The organism is Gordonia sp. X0973 (assembly GCF_013348785.1).
GTDB lineage: Bacteria > Actinomycetota > Actinomycetes > Mycobacteriales > Mycobacteriaceae > Gordonia.
This window is the reverse complement of record NZ_CP054691.1, coordinates 1,489,753-1,506,908: the sequence shown is the minus strand read 5'-3', so window position 1 is coordinate 1,506,908 and position 17,156 is coordinate 1,489,753. Positions and strand designations below refer to the sequence as shown.

The 17,156-nt window shown below is 70.1% G+C and carries 18 protein-coding genes; all 18 read right to left on the bottom strand.

The features are described 5' to 3' along the window. Positions 1-5: 5 nt before the first annotated feature. The 18 genes from dprA to HUN08_RS07325 all read right to left on the bottom strand — a co-directional run bounded on the left by dprA (position 6) and on the right by HUN08_RS07325 (position 17,137). Entirely contained in the window at positions 6-1,136 is a 1,131-nt protein-coding gene (dprA, locus tag HUN08_RS07410; RefSeq protein ID WP_124247411.1) for a DNA-processing protein DprA, read from the bottom strand. Beyond that, a complete protein-coding gene (locus HUN08_RS07405) occupies positions 1,133-2,644 on the bottom strand; it encodes a YifB family Mg chelatase-like AAA ATPase (RefSeq protein WP_124247412.1) in 1,512 nt (503 codons plus the stop codon). Before HUN08_RS07405 ends, dprA begins: the two co-directional genes overlap by 4 nt. Continuing rightward, positions 2,644-3,045 carry a YraN family protein gene (locus tag HUN08_RS07400; RefSeq protein ID WP_124247413.1) on the bottom strand — a complete coding sequence of 134 codons (402 nt, stop codon included), beginning with the start codon at positions 3,043-3,045 and terminating at the stop codon, positions 2,644-2,646. The genes HUN08_RS07405 and HUN08_RS07400 overlap by 1 nt, the downstream gene beginning before the upstream one ends. 86 nt (positions 3,046-3,131) lie before the next feature. Next, complete coding sequence (locus HUN08_RS07395) at positions 3,132-3,704, bottom strand: histidine phosphatase family protein (protein ID WP_124247414.1); 573 nt, start codon at positions 3,702-3,704, stop codon at positions 3,132-3,134. Between the two features lie 4 nt (positions 3,705-3,708). Beyond that, a complete protein-coding gene (locus tag HUN08_RS07390; protein WP_124247415.1) occupies positions 3,709-5,244 on the bottom strand; it encodes a DNA mismatch repair protein MutS in 1,536 nt (511 codons plus the stop codon). Next, on the bottom strand, positions 5,241-6,812 hold the full coding sequence (locus tag HUN08_RS07385; protein ID WP_124247416.1) for a DNA mismatch repair protein MutS: 1,572 nt from the start codon (positions 6,810-6,812) through the stop codon (positions 5,241-5,243). The genes HUN08_RS07390 and HUN08_RS07385 overlap by 4 nt, the downstream gene beginning before the upstream one ends. A 136-nt stretch (positions 6,813-6,948) precedes the next feature. After that, a complete protein-coding gene (locus tag HUN08_RS07380; RefSeq protein WP_124247417.1) occupies positions 6,949-7,254 on the bottom strand; it encodes a DUF2469 domain-containing protein in 306 nt (101 codons plus the stop codon). Beyond that, positions 7,251-7,928: a ribonuclease HII gene (locus tag HUN08_RS07375; protein ID WP_124247418.1), complete on the bottom strand. Its 678-nt coding sequence runs from the start codon at positions 7,926-7,928 to the stop codon at positions 7,251-7,253. Before HUN08_RS07375 ends, HUN08_RS07380 begins: the two co-directional genes overlap by 4 nt. Before the next feature lie 8 nt (positions 7,929-7,936). Beyond that, entirely contained in the window at positions 7,937-8,719 is a 783-nt protein-coding gene (lepB, locus tag HUN08_RS07370; RefSeq protein WP_124247419.1) for a signal peptidase I, read from the bottom strand. 122 nt (positions 8,720-8,841) lie between these two features. Continuing rightward, the gene (gene rplS, locus HUN08_RS07365; protein WP_124247420.1) at positions 8,842-9,183 is read right to left on the bottom strand and encodes a 50S ribosomal protein L19; all 342 of its coding nucleotides are present in this window, start codon (positions 9,181-9,183) and stop codon (positions 8,842-8,844) included. Positions 9,184-9,329: 146 nt separating this feature from the next. Next, positions 9,330-10,055, bottom strand: coding sequence for a tRNA (guanosine(37)-N1)-methyltransferase TrmD (trmD, locus tag HUN08_RS07360; RefSeq protein ID WP_124247421.1), 726 nt, complete (start codon positions 10,053-10,055; stop codon positions 9,330-9,332). Between the two features lie 4 nt (positions 10,056-10,059). Continuing rightward, entirely contained in the window at positions 10,060-10,593 is a 534-nt protein-coding gene (gene rimM, locus HUN08_RS07355; protein ID WP_124247422.1) for a ribosome maturation factor RimM, read from the bottom strand. Positions 10,594-10,610: 17 nt separating this feature from the next. Then, positions 10,611-10,856: an RNA-binding protein gene (locus tag HUN08_RS07350; RefSeq protein ID WP_124247423.1), complete on the bottom strand. Its 246-nt coding sequence runs from the start codon at positions 10,854-10,856 to the stop codon at positions 10,611-10,613. Beyond that, complete coding sequence (rpsP, locus tag HUN08_RS07345) at positions 10,856-11,428, bottom strand: 30S ribosomal protein S16 (RefSeq protein ID WP_124247424.1); 573 nt, start codon at positions 11,426-11,428, stop codon at positions 10,856-10,858. Before rpsP ends, HUN08_RS07350 begins: the two co-directional genes overlap by 1 nt. A gap of 210 nt (positions 11,429-11,638) precedes the next feature. After that, complete coding sequence (locus tag HUN08_RS07340) at positions 11,639-12,724, bottom strand: amidohydrolase family protein (RefSeq protein ID WP_124247425.1); 1,086 nt, start codon at positions 12,722-12,724, stop codon at positions 11,639-11,641. A 6-nt stretch (positions 12,725-12,730) separates the two neighbouring features. Continuing rightward, complete coding sequence (ffh, locus tag HUN08_RS07335) at positions 12,731-14,308, bottom strand: signal recognition particle protein (RefSeq protein ID WP_124247426.1); 1,578 nt, start codon at positions 14,306-14,308, stop codon at positions 12,731-12,733. Between the two features lie 63 nt (positions 14,309-14,371). Further along, positions 14,372-16,768: a [protein-PII] uridylyltransferase gene (locus tag HUN08_RS07330; RefSeq protein WP_124247427.1), complete on the bottom strand. Its 2,397-nt coding sequence runs from the start codon at positions 16,766-16,768 to the stop codon at positions 14,372-14,374. Between the two features lie 30 nt (positions 16,769-16,798). Continuing rightward, a complete protein-coding gene (locus tag HUN08_RS07325) occupies positions 16,799-17,137 on the bottom strand; it encodes a P-II family nitrogen regulator (RefSeq protein WP_124247428.1) in 339 nt (112 codons plus the stop codon). Positions 17,138-17,156: the final 19 nt, after the last annotated feature.

Here is a 17,156-nt window from a genome sequence, read left to right as displayed (position 1 = left end):
GACGGTCAGTCCCGCACGATTGCCCACCCGTCTCCCACCGCCGTGACATAGCCGTCCACCTCGAGCATCGCCAAGGCCGCCATCACTGCGCTTGCACCCACACCGGCGCTTACGGCGATCTCGTCGACGGTGATCGACCCACGGCCGGGTAGGGCCTCGTAGACCCGTTGGCGGTCACCGGTCAACGCATCGATCCGACGGGCCGGACCATCGGTGGGACCACCCGCGCCGTCGGGCGCTGCCAACGAGATCAAGGACTGCGAGTCGACGATCAGGGCGGCCTGCTCGTCGGCGATCATCCGGTTGCAGCCGACCGACATCGCCGAGGTCACCGGACCGGGAACGGCACCGAGGGGTCGTCCCAGTTTGCGCGCCCACGCCGCCGTGTTGGCCGCGCCGCTGCGCCGACCGGCCTCGACGACCACCACCGCGGACGACAGTGCCGCGACGAGACGGTTGCGCGTCAGGAACCGGTGCCGGGCGGCGGTCGTCCCCGGCGGGTATTCGCTGACGATCAACCCGTCCCGCGCGACCGCGGCGAACAACGACGCGTGCGACGCGGGATAGTCGACATCGATCCCGCAGGCCAGGACGGCGACCGTGCTGCCCCCGCTGCCCAGGCACGCCCGGTGCGCGACTCCGTCGATGCCGAATGCCCCGCCCGAGACCACCGACCAACCGACGTCGACGATTCCGCCGACCAGCTGCCCGGTGACGTATTCGCCGTAGGAGGTCGAGCTGCGCGACCCGACGACGCCGATGCTCTTGCCCACCTCCGCGGCAAGGCTCCGCCCGCCCCGCACCCAGAGCACCAACGGCGGGCCGCCGCGTTCGGCGGTGTCCGCGCCGCGCAAACCCCACAGCTGCCAACCCGGCCACTCCTCGTCGTCGGGGGTGATCAACCGCGCGCCCACCGCCGCGGCCCGATCCAGGTCACCCGTCGTATCGACGGCGGACCGCGCGGCCGTGGCGCCGAGCACCCCGTCGAATCCCGCGGGTACCCGACGGGCGCGGATCGCGGCCGCCGCCTCGCACGGCCCGACCGCCTCGACCAGCTCGCGCATTCCGGTATGCGGCGGCTCGGCCACCCGTGCGAGATACGCCCACGCCCGCGCCTTCTCCTCATCGGCGCTCATACGGATCCCCCTCGATCGCGGTACAGCAGCGCCTGCGCCACGTCGTCCTGGTCGGGCGACTGTGCACCGCGCAGGTCGGCCATGCTCCACGCCAATCGCAGAGCGCGATCGGCGCCCCGGGCGGTCACCCGGCCGTCGCGCAGGAACAGTTCGACCGGCCGCAGTGCGTCGGCGGCGAGCCGGAACTCCCCGCGCAGCGCCGATCCGGGGACCTCGACGTTGGTGCGCCATCCGTGCCTCGCCCACCGCGCCACCGCGGCCTCCCGCGCGGCAACGACTCGGGCCCGCACGGTCGCGCTCGACTCACCCGACTCGGTGAGCAGGGCGGCGTTTCCGGGCGGGTTCATCCGGACCCGGATGTCGATCCGGTCCATCAACGGACCGGACAGCTTCCCCAGATAGCGGCGCCGCGTCACCACCGAGCACACGCAGTCGACATCATGCGCGGGGGCGCACGGGCACGGGTTGGCCGCCAACACCAGCTGGATGCGCGCCGGGTAGGTGGCGACCCCGTCCCGACGCGACACCCGCACCTCCCCCTCCTCCAACGGCTGCCGCAGGGCGTCGAGCGCCTTCGCCCCCATCTCGGCGCACTCGTCGAGGAAGAGGACGCCACGGTGTGCCAGCGACACCGCACCCGGACCGGCGATCCCGATACCGCCGCCGAGGAGCGCGGTCACCGATACCGAGTGATGTGGCGCGATGAACGGCGGCTCGACGATGAGCGGTCGCGACGACGGCAGGACCCCGGCGATCGAGTGCAGTGCCGTCACCTCCAACGACGCCTCCGCATCCAGGGAGGGCAGGATCCCGGGCAATCGGCGCGCCAACATCGTCTTGCCGATTCCGGGCGGCCCGGTCATCAGCACGTGGTGCATGCCGGCCGCCGCGATCTCCAGCGCCCGACGGGCCGGAGCCTGCCCGACGACGTCGGCCAGGTCGGGCGCCGACGAGGGCGGATCGCACGACGGCGGCACCGCCGCGTCCAGCACCGTCTCGCCGTTGAGCCACCGGCACACCTCCCCGAGGTTGGTCGCGCCGTGGATCTCCACGTCGGATACCAGTCCCGCCTCGGCGGCGTTGGCCATCGGCACGACCGCCCGGGCGAACCCCGCCCGACGGGCCTCGAGCAGACAGGGCAGCACCCCGCGCACCGGGCGGATCGCCCCGTCGAGGCCGAGTTCGCCGAGGAAGACCGTCGACGGCACCTTCTCGTCGGATACCTCCTCGCCCGTCAGGAGGATCCCCACCGCCATCGCCAGGTCGTAGGCCGGACCGGATTTCGGCATGTCGGCCGGGGCGAGGGCGACCACGACCTTCAATTCGGGGAATTTGCCGCCGGTGTTGACGATGGCGGGCCGTACCCGGTCGCGTGCTTCCCGAAGCGCGGTATCGGCCAAGCCGGTGATGAAGAAGCCCGGGGTCCCGCGGCTCGTGTTGGCCTGGACCTCGACGACCCGCGCGGCGAAGGCGTTCAGCCCGACGGAGTGGGCGCGACCCAACGCCATCAGTCGACCAGTCCGCGGTGGTGGCGCAGCGTCGGCGCCCCGCTCTCGCCGTCCATCCGGACGGAGATCGCGTCGAACCGCAACGCCTCGAAATACGGCAGGTCGCCGGCCTCCCGCCGCTCGTCGATCCACATCCAGGCCAGGCGCACCATCCGCGCCAGCTTCGCATCGGTCACCGCCGCCACCGGGTCGTCGTAGACCGCGCCGTTGAGCCGCGTCTTCACCTCGACGATCACCAGGGTGTCCGCGACGCCGGACGGATTCGGCTCGCGCGCGACGATGTCGAGCTCGCCGTACCGGTTGCGCCAGTTGCGGGCGCACACCCGCCAGCCGAGCGTCGTCAGATAGTCGGCGGCGATGGTCTCGCCGACCGCGCCGAGTTGTCGCCGTGTGTCCGCCATGCGCTCATGGTGCGCGCGGCCGACGACGCCCCGGCCCGGTGAATCCCGTTCGCCGCCGTCCCCTGTGGACGGTGGCGAACTGTGGATTAGTCCCGCGCGTCGGGAAGAATGTCCAGCTCCCGCACGGTCCATTCGCCGTCGACGCGGTCGAGGATCTGATACGACGCGGTCCGCACGTCGAGCCGATCCTCGGCGACGCCGAATTCAACGAGGAGCGGTCGGATCACGGCGTCGTGGGTGACCACGACGACCGGGCACCCCGCCTGTTCGCCGCGGTCGGCCCACCGCTCCAGGGTCGGGCGGGCCCGCGCGAGGACGTCGCGTCTGGGTTCGACGCCCGGCGCCGCGTCGACCGATCCGAACCGGGCGACCACCTCGGCCTTGACCTGCCCGGTCCACTCGCCGTAATCGCGGTCGTTGAAACCCTCGTCGACTTCCGCGGTCACGCCCAGCGGCGCGGCGATCGCGGCGGCGGTCTGTCTGGCGCGCGCCAACGGGCTCGACACGACGAATCCGGCTCCGCTGTCGGCCAGTGCCCTACCCAGGGCCGCGGCCTGTCCCCGACCGGTGTCGTCGAGATCCGGGTCGGCCAATCCCCGCAGCCGGCCGTCGGCGTTGAGCGCGGTCTCCCCGTGTCGGGACAAGTAGATGGTGGTCACTGCGTCATCCTCCTTTGGTCGGCGCCGACGTGGTGACGGCTCCGAAAATCTGTCGGTACAGGTCCTGCCCGTAGCTGGTCGGCTCGGGTTCCGCCGGGACGACGCGGAAGGTCCGCGTCCCGTCGTCGCGGCGCTGCGGGCGCAGGAAGCACGACGCGCGGTCGGCCGGCGACGCCTGCTCGTAGAGGCGACGGGCCAGCTCGTACATATGCGTCACGAAGAACACCCGATGCCCCGACTCCAGCAGGGCGCCGACGATCCCCTCGGCGATCTGGGCGCCCTCGCCCTCGTTCGTCGACGCGAAGGACTCGTTGAACAGGAAGATCGAGGATCCCCGCGCCGACGGCGGCATCGCGTCGATGATCCGGCTCATCCTGGCCATCTCCTCGTCGAGCTTGCCGCTCACCATCTCGCGGTCCTCTTCGCGCTTGAAGTGGGTGAACAGCGCCGAGCGCACCTGTGCGCGCATACCCGAGGCGGCCACCGGCAGCCCCGCCTGCATCATCAGCTGGGCCTGGCCGACCGCGCGCAGGAAGGTCGACTTGCCGCCCTGGTTGGCACCGGTCACGACGACGAGCCGCCCGGTACCGGCGTCGATGCCGCTCGGCACGACGTCGCGTCCCAGGTGCAGCGCGAGCGCGGGGTCGTAGAGGTCCTCGACGGCGAAGACCGGTTCCGCGAGCGGAACGGGAACGGGCAGGCACACGCGTCCGTGCGCGGATTCCAGCAGCTCGAAGAGCCGTGCGGCGCCGATGTAGAACGCCGCCTCCCAGTGCAGCGCCCGGAAGAACCGCTCCATCGTGTCGGCGGCGTCGGCGAGGGTCCCCGCGACCTCGCGGACTCCGCGGCCGCGCAGCTCGCCGACGATCTTCGCGCCGGTCACGTCGCGCGGCGCGATCTGAAAGCTCAGGCCGCGCTCGGCGAATACGCGGTCCAGCAGACCGTGCTGGGCGGGTTTGACCATCGTGTAGTCGGTGCCGCGGACGCCCTCGCCCAGGCGAACGCTCAGCAGTGCACCGTGGTCGAAGGAGACCTCCCGCAGGTGTCGGGCCACCTCGTCGAGTCGCTGCGGGGTCAGCAACCGCGCACACTCGTCGAAGAAGTCGCCGAACGGCCGCGACGCGAAATCCCGTCGGACCCGCCCGACGAGTTCGGCCAGTTCCCGCAGTCGCACGCTGAGGGAGTCGACCACCGACAGCGAACGGTTCATGTACTGCTCCGGGGAGAGCCGCCCGAGCGAGTAGAAGATGTGTTTGCGCAAATCGTCGATCGCCGACCCGGACAGGCGGTACAGCTCGACGACGGTGTCGGCGTTCTTCACCGCATCGGCCAGGGCCGATTGCCGGTAGCGAATGGCCTCGACGTCGGTGAGCAGGTCGAACAACGACACCGTCATGACGTCGGCGACGTACGGGTCGCCGGCCGCGATGGTGGTGATGAGACCACCCATGCCGAGGTCGGCGACGATGTGCTCGGACTCCCGGTCGGTGGTACGGGTGAAGTCCGCATCGCGGTCGGGATACAGCAGCCGGACCTTCATGACCGCACCCGCCGCTTCACGTCGTCGTAGGTCAGCGAGTATTTCTCGGCGATCGCCCGTGCGTAGGCCCGGCCATCGGCGGGTCGGCGGGTGACGCGGAAGGTGCGGCGGGCGGGGTCGGCCGGGTCGACGGAGCCGACCATGCTGACGGTGACCGGCGAGAGCCGCGACAGTTCCTCGACGAAGGTGACGTAGAGGCACAGGATGCCGTCGTCGATGAGTCGCGACAGGATCGCCCGCCCGAGTTGGCGGGCATCGTGCAGCGAGGTCGACGTGAAGCTCTCGTTCATGACGACGACGCTGCGCGGGGTCACCCGTTCGAGCACGTCGTGGATGCGGATCAGCTCGTCGGCCAGCTTGCCGTGGTCGCTGGTCGCGTCCTCCTCCCGCTCGAAGTGGGTGTACACGTGATCGGCGTCGATCAGCTGTGCCCCGGTGCCGGGCACCGGAACCCCCAGCGACGCGAGGTGGTGGAGTTGGCCGAACATCCGCGCAAACGTGGTCTTACCGCCCTGGTTGGGCCCGGACACGACGATCGCGCGTTCGGGCGCATCCAGTCGGAAGCCGTTGCAGACGACGGGACCGCCGGCCTTGTCGTCGACCCGGGCCAGTGCCAGGGCGAGGTCGAAAGCGCCGTCGGCCCAGGTCGGGATCTCCGCGTCGGTGACGATCGTCGGAAGGCAGAAGCACAGCCCGGTCGTCGCGATCGACGCGGTGAACGCCCGATACCCGGTGTAGAAGTGCAATTCGCGATCGACCCGTTCCAACCCCGCGTCGACGAAGGCGGCGGTCGCGGTGACGAAGCGGCCGAGCTGCTCGAATTCGTCGGGGAAGATCTGCCCGACACGGTCGAGTATCTGCGATTCGACGTGGTTCAACTCCGGTCGCGCCCCATACGCGAACCGGGCCGGTGGCGATCCCGAGGTGAAGGCGGCCATGACGGTCGCCGTGTCGGCGGAGTAGGTGGGCTCGCCGGCGTAGTGGCGGACGCTGACGGTGTCCTTCTTCAGGAATACGCAGTACCGGATCGTGCCCAGCACCGCGGTCACCCGGTTCTGCGAGAGCCGCAGGCCCACGAAGGCCTCCCCCGCCACCAGCTTCTCCAGGTAGTCCGTGAGGGCTCGCAGCCACGTCGACCGCGGCGCGGCCCCGACCATCGCCGTGGCGAACTCGTCGACCGCCTCGGTGTAGCTCCGGCACGCGCGCAGGTGCCACCCCATCCGTTCCAGCCGGTTGTCGACCTTCGCCGCGAGCCCGCGGAACTCCCGCACCCGCGTCATGGCGGCATGGAATCGGTCCACGGCGCCCCGGAGCTCTTCGCTCTCGTCGAGGTCGCGGAACACCTCGTGGCGCAGTGCCACGGTCGGCGCGTCGACCGGCTGGTGGAACAGCGGACGCAACCGGTGCTCGTCACCCTCTCCGACGACGGCGTCGACCACCGCCGTCAGGTTGAGGTCGGCGAAGCAGGCGGGCTCGGCGGCGCCGGATTCGATTCCGGACCGGGCGAACAGCACCGAGATGCCGTCCGCGGACCGCGCGGGGTCAGGGGTACTCGGATCAGCGGCCACCAGGGCACTCCTCCACGACGTGTCGCGAGAGGAACCATCAGCCGGGTGGCGGTTCAGGCGATTGCCTCGGCAGGATCCATTGCCGTTGCGCCAACGCTACCCCCGGACGCCCGTCGGGGCCAGGGTTCGCGGTCGACTACTCGGGGAGCCGCAGCTCCGGCTGCTCGAGTTCCTCGATGTTCACGTCCTTGAAGGTGACCACGCGGACCTGCTTGACGAATCGCGCCGGCCGGTAGAGATCCCACACCCAGGCGTCGGTGAGGCGCAGCTCGAAATAGACCTCGCCGTCGGCGTTGCGGGGCGCCAGCTCGACGCCGTTGGCCAGGTAGAACCGCCGATCAGTCTCCACCGCGTAGGTGAATTGGCCGACGATGTCCTTGTACTCGCGGTACAGGGAAAGCTCCATCTCGGCTTCGTACTTCTCGAGATCCTCGGCACTCATGGGTTCAGGGTATCGCGCACCGCGTGCGCCGCGACGTTGCGATAGGACATGCGGTGTTGCGGCGACGGTCCCAGTTCGGCCAACCGCGACATGTGCAGCTGCGTCGAGTAGCCCTTGTGCACCGTGAACTCGTAACCGGGATGCTGCTCGTCGAGTCCCGCCATGATGTCGTCGCGGGTGACCTTCGCCAAGATGCTGGCCGCCGCGATACAGGCGGCATTGGCATCGCCGGCGATAATCGGCAGCGACGGGACGGGGAGTCCGGGCACGACGAATCCGTCGGAGAGGACGTAGCCGGGCGACGGCCGCAGCGCGGCGACCGCCCGCCGCATCCCTTCGATATTGGCGACGTGGATGCCGATCCGATCGATCTCCTCTGCCTCTATCACGACGACGGAATGGGCGAGCGCATACTTTCGCACCGCGCCGTAGAGCCGGCGACGAGCGGCCGGGGCGACCTTCTTCGAGTCGTTGAGATCGGCCAATGAGCGCAGCTGATTGGGCCGCAACACACAGGCGGCCACGACGAGCGGCCCGGCGCAGGCCCCGCGCCCGGCTTCGTCGACCCCGGCGACCGGTCCCAACCCGCTGTTGTGGAGCGCGAACTCGTAGGTGCGCAGCGACGCCGCCCGCCGCACCGGCGGGCGCGGCGGCCAACGCAGAGATGCCGACACCGGGAGGCCTACTTCTGCGGGTTCACCGCTCCGACGCCGCCCATGCGCGAGAACGGCCACATGATGAACCGCACCTTGCCGCGGACGTCGGACAGCGGAACCGTCCCGTGGTACTTGTCCTCGGTGTGGTAGCGCGAGTCGGCTGACATGGAGCGGTTGTCGCCCATCACCCACACGTTGCCCTTGGGCACGGTGATGGCGTCGAATTCCCGGTCGTAGCAGGGTTCGTGACCCGGCGGCTGGATGGCCTGGTTGATGTACGGCTCGTGGATCAGCTTGCCGTCGACCTTGAACCCGCCGTCGGCGTTATGACATTCGACGGTCTGACCGCCCGTGGCGATGACGCGTTTGACCAGGCTGTACTCGTTGGGCGGCGCATAGCCGAACCAGGAGAGGAGGTTGACGAACTTGCCGCGCAGCGTGCTCCCGTCGCGGGGCGGGCCGTCGGGATTCCAGGAATCGGTCGGCGCCTTGAACACGACGACGTCACCGGGCTGCGGCTCGCCGAACCGGTAGGACAGCTTGTCGATGACGATCCGGTCGTTCGTGCGCGGCTTCCCATCTGCTGCCGGGCCGCCGATCAGCGTGGACTCCATCGACTGCGACGGCACCACGTACTGGCGGAACAGGAATGTCTGCCCGACCCAGCTGACCAGGAGCACGACGCCGACGATGATCGCCAGCTCGCGCAGGAACGAGGACGACTTCTCCCCCTTGGGCTGGTCGGCCTTGGACGACCAGGGCCGGCGCCCAGCGCCGTTCTCGATGTTCTCGTCGTTATCGTCAGACACGAATCAACAGCTTAGCGGTCGGATTCCGGTGGCGCCGGATCGGCACGGCGCAACGTCGCACATGCGAAGAACCCCGGAGCCGCTGGGCTCCGGGGTTCTCGATGCTTGGGGTCAAGCGCGGATCAGCGCTTTTCCTTGATCTTGGCGGCCTTGCCGCGCAGGTCGCGCAGGTAGTACAGCTTGGCGCGACGGACGTCACCGCGGGTGACCACGTCGATCTTGGCGATGTTCGGGCTGTGCACCGGGAAGGTGCGCTCCACGCCGACGCCGAAGGACACCTTGCGGACGGTGAAGGTCTCACGCACACCGCCACCCTGGCGACGGATCACGACGCCCTTGAAGACCTGGACGCGCTCCTTGGAACCCTCGATGACCTTGACGTGGACGTCAAGGGTGTCGCCGGGGCCGAAGTCGGGCAGGTCGTCGCGGAGGGACTGCTTGTCGAGGAAGTCCAGGGTGTTCATATCGGTTGTCCAATCTGGGCGGGTGCGTGAGTAGAGGAACCTGGCGCCCAGCGCGCTGGATCGACCGGTTCATGCTCCGAGCATTTGGTGTCGACGCGGGGACGGCGCGAGGCCGCGACCTGCCGCGTGGCAACCGCTCTATTGTGTCAGGACTGGTCGTCCTGCGCCAAATCGGGGCGGTCGAGCAGATCCGGACGGCGCTGGGCGGTGCGCCGCAGTGCCTGCTCGTGGCGCCACGCGGCCACTTTCGCGTGGTCGCCGGAGAGCAGCACCTCGGGGACGTCGAGGCCGCGCCACGACACCGGTCGGGTGTAGCTGGGACCCTCGAGCAGCCCGTCGGAGAAGGAATCCTCCTGGTGGGAGGCCGGATTGCCCAAGACCCCGTCGATGAGCCGTGTCGTCGCCTCGACCATCGCCATCACGGCGACCTCGCCGCCGATGAGGACGAAGTCGCCGATCGACACCTCTTCGACGCGCATCCGGCGAGCGGCGTCGTCGACGACGCGCTGGTCGATCCCCTCGTATCGACCGCAGGCGAATACCAGGTGGCGTTCGGCGCTCCACCGCTGTGCGGTTTCCTGGGTGAATGGGATGCCGGCCGGTGTCGGGACGACGAGGATCGGGCCGTCGTCCAGATTCGACTCGGTTCCGCAGACCTCGTCGAGCGCCTCGCCCCACACCTGCGGTTTCATGACCATGCCCGGTCCGCCGCCGTAGGGGGAATCGTCGACGCTGCGGTGCACGTCATGCGCCCAGTCCCGCAGGTCGTGGACGTCGAGCGAGACGATTCCCCGCTCGATCGCCTTCCCCAGCAGCGCCTCGCGCAGCGGGGCCACGTACTCGGGGAAGATCGTCACGACACTCAGGCGCACCGGATCAGCCCTCCAACAGACCGTCGGGCGGATCGACGAAGATGCCGTCCGAACGCGACACCGTCGGGACGATCTCGCTCACGAACGGGATCAGGATCTCCCTGCCGTCGTCGGCGGCGGTCACCGCCAGCAGATCCGACGACGGCAGGTGGATGACGTCGCGCACCTCCCCCACGGCTTCCCCCGCGACGGTGCGGACCGGCAGGCCGACCAGCTCGTGGTCGTAGAACTCGTCGGGATCGTCGCCGGAATCGACGTCGGCGGCGTCGATCACGAACAGCACGCCGCGCAGCTCGTCGGCGGCGGTGCGGTCACCGACGCCCGCCAGGGACACCAACAGCCGCCCGGAATGATTCCGGGCGGCTGCGATGGTGAATTCCTTCTCGCCGGACCGCTTGGCACCCTTGGCCCGCGGCAGGATGCCGCGCACCGTGGTGCCCGGCGCGAACCGCTTACCGGGATCGTCGGTGCGGACGTCGACGACGAGTTCGCCGCGGACACCGTGGGCCTTGGCCACCCGGCCGATGACGAGATCCACGTCGAACGGTCTACCGGTCAGCGATCGGTGTCGACGATGTCGACGCGCAGGCCACGGCCCCCGATACCGGAGACCAGGGTGCGCAGCGCGGTCGCGGTGCGACCGTTGCGCCCGATGACCTTGCCGAGATCCTCGGGGTTCACGTGAACCTCGATCAGACGACCACCGCGGCCGCCCGAGAGCAGCTCGACGCGGACGTCATCGGGATTGGCGACGATGCCGCGCACCAAGTGCTCGACGGCGTCGGCGACGACGGCACTCATTAGGCCTTGGCCTCGTCAGCCTTGGCCTCGCCCTCGGCGACGGCTTCCGCGACGGTCTCACCGTCGGCGGCCAGGTCTTCCTTGACGGCCTCGGTCTCGGGCTCGGCGGTCTCCGGAGCCTCCGACGCCTCAGCCTTGTCGGCGGCCTCCGCAGCTTCCTCGGCCTTCTCGGCCTTCTTCTTGGCGGCGGCCTTCTTCTTCGGCGTGGTGGCCTCGACGGCGGGCTCGTTGTCGGCGGCGGCGAGCGCGGCGTTGAACAGATCCTGCTTGCTCGGCTTCGGCTCGGCGACCTTCAGGGTGCCCTCCGCGCCCGGCAGGCCCTTGAACTTCTGCCAGTCACCGGTGATCTTCAGGATGGCGGCCACCGGCTCGGTCGGCTGCGCGCCGACGCCCAGCCAGTACTGCGCACGCTCCGAGTCGACCTCGATCAGCGACGGCTCCTGCTTGGGGTGGTACTTGCCGATGGTCTCGATGACGCGGCCGTTGCGGCGCGTGCGCGAGTCGGCGACGACGATGCGGTACTGCGGCTGGCGGATTTTGCCCAGACGGGCGAGCTTGATCTTGACAGACATGTTCCCTCGATTGGTCACTGCGCAATTCAGCGACCCGCACGTTGTGCGCGAGCCCGGTTTTGCGATTGATTCGGTGTGACCGCCGGTCGGTGCGTAACCGGGTCCGGCGAACCGAGGGTCCATTCTGCCACAGCAGTTCCTCCCGCAGAAATCGGTTCTTCCCGACGAAGTTTCGGCGGGAAGAGGCGAAAAGTGCGGGTGGAAGCCCGGCTACGGCGAGCCGACCGGTACCCCGCCGCAGATGATCTCTCGCGGGCGCCGCAGTGTGGACAGGTCCGCGCGGGGGTCCGCGTCGAGGATGAGCACGTCGGCGCGGTCCCCGTCGTCGAAGACACCCGCACCCAACCACCGTCGAGCCCCTGCACTGGCCGCGTCGAGGGCATCGGTGACCGGCATCCCCATCGCAGCGAGCGCCTCGACCTCGTCGACGATCCGCCCGTGCCCGACGAATCCGCCGGCATCGGTCCCGGCGAAGATCCGGACTCCCGCCTCCCGTGCTGCAGCCATGACCGTACCGGCCCGCGCGTACAACCCGCGCATATTCGCCTGGTAGGTCGGAAACCGGTCCGCGCCGTCGGCGATACCGGGGAAGTTCTCGATCTGGATCATCGTCGGCACCAGCGCGATGTCGCGCCGGACCATCTCGTCGATCAGGTCGGGTGTCAGCCCGGTGCCGTGCTCGATGCAGTCGACCCCCGCCCCGATCAGGTCCGGCAGGGCATCGGAGCCGAAGACGTGCGCGGTGATGGTCGCCCCGGCCGTGTGCGCCGCCTCGACCGCGGCGTCCAGCTGTGCACGCGTCCAGAGCGGGGCGAGGTCGCCGGCGTCGCGGTCGATCCAGTCGCCCACCAGCTTGACCCAGCCGTCCCCCGCCGCCGCCTGACGCGTCACCTCCGCGGCCAGGTCGTCGGGATCGTCGAGCTCGACGCCGTAGTCGCGCAGGTACCGCATGGGGCGGGCGATGTGCTTGCCCGCGCGGATGAACCGTGGGCAGCGCGGATCGTCGTCGAGCGGATGGGTGTCGACGGGCGAGCCGACCTCGCGGATCAGCGTCGTGCCGGCGGCGACGTCGGCATAGGCGAACGCCCGGGCCTGCTCGATGGTCACTCCGAGGCCGGGGGCTATCCCGACGTGGTTGTGCGCGTCGACGAGGCCGGGCAGCAGCCAGGCGTCGTCGGCGACCGTGGTCGCGTCGGCTACGCGCTCGGTGCGGAACTCGCCGTCGACGATCCAGCGGTCGATGCGGTCACCCGACAACGCATCCCGGCCGCCGACGTGCAGTGCCCCGGTCGCCACGGCCTGCTACTTCTTCCGGCCGTTCTGGTCGAACTGGGAGAAGTCGAAATCGGCCAGGCCGGGGGGCAGCTCGTCGAGGCCGGGGGGCATCGAGGAGAGATCCGGCATCCCGCCCGGCATGCCGGGGAACGCACCGGGCGGCATGCCGGGGAAGCCGCCGCGCGCCTTCGGAGCCGTCGGACCGCGACCGCGGCCCTTCTTCCCCTTCTTGCCGCCCTTCTTGCGCGTGTTCTTGCGCCCGCCGCCGGGCATGCCCATGCGGCTCATCGCGGCCATCTGCTTGCGGGCCTCGAAGAATCGGTCGACCAGCTGGTTGACCTCCGACACCGACACCCCCGACCCGTTGGCGATGCGCAGCCGGCGCGAGCCGTTGATGATCTTCGGGTCGGCGCGCTCGGCGGGGGTCATGCCGCGGATGATCGCCTGCACCCGGTCGAGCTGTGAATCGTCGACCTGCGCCAGCGCATCCTTCATCTGCCCGGCGCCAGGGAGCATCCCCAGCAGGTTCCCGATCGGCCCCATCTTGCGGATCATCAGCATCTGCTGCAGGAAGTCCTCCAGCGTCAGCTCGCCGCCCATGATCTTGCTGGCGGCCTCCTCGGCCTGCTGGGCGTCCCAGTGCTCCTCGGCCTGCTCGATGAGCGACAGCACGTCGCCCATGCCGAGGATCCGGCTGGCCATGCGGTCGGGGTGGAAGACGTCGAAGTCTTCGAGCTTCTCACCGGTCGACGCGAAGAGGATGGGCTGCCCGGTGACCTCGCGGACGCTCAGCGCGGCACCGCCGCGGGCGTCGCCGTCGAGCTTGGTGAGCACGACGCCGGTGAATCCGACTCCCTCGGCGAAGGCCTGGGCGGTGGTCACCGCGTCCTGACCGATCATCGCGTCGACGACGAAGAGGACTTCGTCGGGATCGGTGGCGGCCCGCACGTCGGCGGCCTGCGCCATCAGCTCGTCGTCGACGCCGAGGCGGCCCGCGGTGTCGATGATGACGGTGTCATAGTGGTTGGCCCGCGCGTGCTCGACGCCGCCGCGCGCCACCTCGACCGGGTCACCGGCCGAGACGCCCATCTCCCCGGAACCGCCCACGCTGGTGCCCGGGTGGGGTGCGAACACCGGCACCCCGGCGCGTTCGCCGACGACCTGAAGCTGGTTGACGGCACCGGGCCGTTGCAGGTCACAGGCGACCAACAACGGGGTGTGGCCCTGCTTTTCCAACCAGGAGGCCAGCTTTCCGGCCAAGGTCGTCTTACCGGCGCCCTGCAGGCCGGCGAGCATGACGACGGTCGGCGGATTCTTGGCGAAGGTCAGCCGTCGGGTCTCGCCGCCGAGGATCCCGACGAGTTCCTCGTTGACGATCTTGACGACCTGTTGCGCCGGGTTGAGCGCGCCGGATACCTCGGCGCCCTTCGCGCGCGTCTTGACGCGGTCGATGAACGTCCGCACCACGGGCAGCGCGACGTCGGCTTCGAGCAGTGCGAGACGGATCTCGCGGGCGGTCGCGTCGACGTCGGCATCGGTGAGACGCCCCTTGCCGCGCAGGTCTTTGAGGGCACCGGTCAACCGGTCAGACAGGGAGTCGAACATGGCGTCCAGTGTTCCACATCCGCGCCGCCGCCCGGCGACTGCCGGGCGGCCCCGGCCGGGGTCTCAGGTCTCCAGACAGGCCGCGCGGACCTGTTCGGCGATGATCAGCCTCCGCCGCTGGTCGACCGGCGCCTCCCAGCTCAAGGCGAAGGTGTCGACGACCGTGCCGCCCATCGTCGTGACCGCCGCCCATCGGATCGAGCCGCCGTTGCGCTCGATGACCGCCGACACCGCGGACAGCAGGCCGGGGCGATCGGTGGCGCGCACCTCGAGCGTCGCGACATCGTCGTGGACCCACCGCACGACCGGGGGTGCGAGGACGGCCTGGCCGGGAACTCCGTCGCGGGGGGCGCGTGGTTCGGGCACCGACCGCATCTGCGCCAGGCGCTGCGGCACGTCGATGGTCCCGGCCAGCGCACCGCGCAACCGCTGCCGCAGCAGGCCCGCCTCCGGCGGATCGCCGTAGAAGGGCGCGACGGTGAAGGTGTTGATCGCCTTGCCCGCCTCGGACCGGACCACCGCGCGCAGCACGCGCAGATCCGAGATCGCCAGGACCCCGGCCATCTTCGCCAGCACGCCGGACTCGTCGGGCGCGCTCATCGTCACGTCGAAGCGGTGGTCCTGATCGGTCGGCGTGATCTCGACGACCACGTCGTCGGCCTGATACCGGGCGAGTGCGGCCTCGGTCAACGGCGCGGGTGGTTCGACGACTCCCCCGCCGATCAGCTCCGCGGTGTTCGCGACGAGCCGGCCGGTCAGCGTCTCCTTCCAATCGCTCCACACCCCCGGACCGGTCGCCTTGGCGTCGGCCTCGGCCAGGGCACCGAGGATTTCGAGCAGGACCGCGCTGTGACCGATCTTTCCCGCGACGTAGGCGGCGGTCTCGGGTGCGTCGACGTCGCGTCGCGCGATGGTCTGCGCCAGCAGCAGGTGATGCGTCACCACGTCGGCGAGGATGTCGACGTCGTCCGGCCACAGGCCCATCCGCGTCCCGATGACGCCGGCCATCCGCGCGCCGATCTCGCTGTGGTCGCCGCCCCGCCCCTTGCCGATGTCGTGGACGAGTGCGCCGAGCAGCAGTAGGTCCGGTCGCGAGACCCGCGTGGTCAGCGGCGCGGCGTGCGCGACCGCCTCCAGCAGGTGCCGGTCGACGGTCCACGCGTGCATCGCGTCGCGCGGCGGGAGGTCGCGGACGAAATCCCATTCCGGGAACAGCCGACCCCACAGCCCCATCCGGTCCAGGGCTTCGACGGGTTCCAGCAGCGCCGGGCCGGTGGCCAGCAGGTCGAGCAGGCTGTCGCGGACCGAGCCGCTCCAGGTTCCGCGGATCTCCGGCGCGTAGTCGGCGAGGCGATGCAGGGTCGACGTGGAGATGGGCATTCCGGTGCGCGCCGACGCGTTCGCGGCCCGCAACACCAGGCCCGGGTCGTGGCTGGGAATCGCGTCGCGTGCCAGCACCACTTCCCCGCCGTGCTCGACGACTCCCTCGTCGAGCGGTCGGCGCACCGGGAGGAGCCCCCGCATCGAGCGGCTGCGCCGCGGGACGGCCCCGCGCGCCGTGCGCAACCCGACCTCGACGGCGAAGCTGATGGTGCGCGCCTCGTCGGAGATCAACCGCGACAGTGCGAACCGGTCGCCCAGGTGCAGGGCCGCGGCGATCTCGTCGGCGTCCTGCGCGCGCAGCTGCTCCCGACCGCGACCGGCGACCCGGTGCAGTTCGGTGCGTACGTCCAACAGGCGCCGATAGGCGGTGCCCAGGCCGCCGCCCGGGGCGTCTTCGGCGGCCAGGCGCAGCCCGTCGGTCAGGTGCGCGAGCGCGAGGGCGTTGAGGAGCTGGACGTCGCGCAGGCCGCCCCGACCGTTCTTCACGTCGGGTTCGCTGCGGTGCGCCACCTCCCCGGCCCGCACCCAACGTTGTTGGGCGTGCTCGACGAGCTGCGGCAACCGGCGCGGTGCGTCGCGTCGCCATTGCTGCCGGATCTCTCCGATGAGTAGATCGGAGAGATCCTCGTCGCCGGCGATGTGCCGCGCGTCGAGCAGGCCGAGGGCGGCGGAGAGATCCTCGCCCGCGACCCGCAGCGCCTCCGGCACGGTCCGCACGCTGTGGTCCAGGCCGATATTGGCATCCCAGATCGGGTACCACAGCTCGTCGGCGATGGCCTGGACCTTCTCCGGCTGGTCGCCGTCGTGCAGCAGGACCAGGTCGAGATCGGAATACGGCAGCATCTCGCCGCGCGCCAGCCCGCCGACGGCGAGTAGGGCGAACCCGCTGCCACCGGTGACACCGGCGTCGCGCGCCTGGCCGGACAGCCACAGTTCGAAGAGATCGCCCAGTGCCCGGCGCAGCGTCGCCGCGTCGGGCACCGGGCGCTTTTCCGGCGCCAGCGCCGGAGAGCCGATCAGCGCGGCTCGGGCCCGGGCGAGATCGGCGGCCTTGTTGGTGGTCGGATCCACACTCATCGGTCGCATCTCGCTCGGGCCCGGGTCGGGCTAGAGCGCCTCCGGTCCGCGTTCCCCGGTACGGACCCGCACGACCGAGTCCACCGGCGACACCCACACCTTGCCGTCGCCGATCTTGCCGGTCCGGGCGGCGTTGACGATCGTGTCGACCACGGAGTCGACGATCGAATCGTCGACGACGACCTCGATACGCACCTTGGGCACGAAGTCGACGGAGTACTCCGCGCCTCGATAGACCTCGGTGTGGCCCTTCTGCCGACCGTAGCCCTGCACTTCACTTACGGTCATCCCGACGATCCCGGACTGTTCCAGGCCCGCCTTGATGTCCTCCAACGTGAACGGTTTCACGATTGCGGTGATCAGTTTCATCTGTTCTCTGTCCCTCTCG

Bases quoted from the DNA above. Each gene is read 5' to 3' on its own strand.
- HUN08_RS07330 (WP_124247427.1), bottom strand. From the start codon at position 16,768: ATGAGTGTGGATCCGACCACCAACAAGGCCGCCGATCTCGCCCGGGCC.
- ffh (WP_124247426.1), bottom strand. From the start codon at position 14,308: ATGTTCGACTCCCTGTCTGACCGGTTGACCGGTGCCCTCAAAGACCTG.
- HUN08_RS07405 (WP_124247412.1), bottom strand. From the start codon at position 2,644: ATGGCGTTGGGTCGCGCCCACTCCGTCGGGCTGAACGCCTTCGCCGCG.
- HUN08_RS07325 (WP_124247428.1), bottom strand. From the start codon at position 17,137: ATGAAACTGATCACCGCAATCGTGAAACCGTTCACGTTGGAGGACATC.
- rpsP (WP_124247424.1), bottom strand. From the start codon at position 11,428: ATGTCTGTCAAGATCAAGCTCGCCCGTCTGGGCAAAATCCGCCAGCCG.
- HUN08_RS07350 (WP_124247423.1), bottom strand. From the start codon at position 10,856: ATGAGTGCCGTCGTCGCCGACGCCGTCGAGCACTTGGTGCGCGGCATC.
- HUN08_RS07390 (WP_124247415.1), bottom strand. From the start codon at position 5,244: ATGAAGGTCCGGCTGCTGTATCCCGACCGCGATGCGGACTTCACCCGT.
- dprA (WP_124247411.1), bottom strand. From the start codon at position 1,136: ATGAGCGCCGATGAGGAGAAGGCGCGGGCGTGGGCGTATCTCGCACGG.
- HUN08_RS07380 (WP_124247417.1), bottom strand. From the start codon at position 7,254: ATGAGTGCCGAGGATCTCGAGAAGTACGAAGCCGAGATGGAGCTTTCC.
- HUN08_RS07400 (WP_124247413.1), bottom strand. From the start codon at position 3,045: ATGGCGGACACACGGCGACAACTCGGCGCGGTCGGCGAGACCATCGCC.
- rplS (WP_124247420.1), bottom strand. From the start codon at position 9,183: ATGAACACCCTGGACTTCCTCGACAAGCAGTCCCTCCGCGACGACCTG.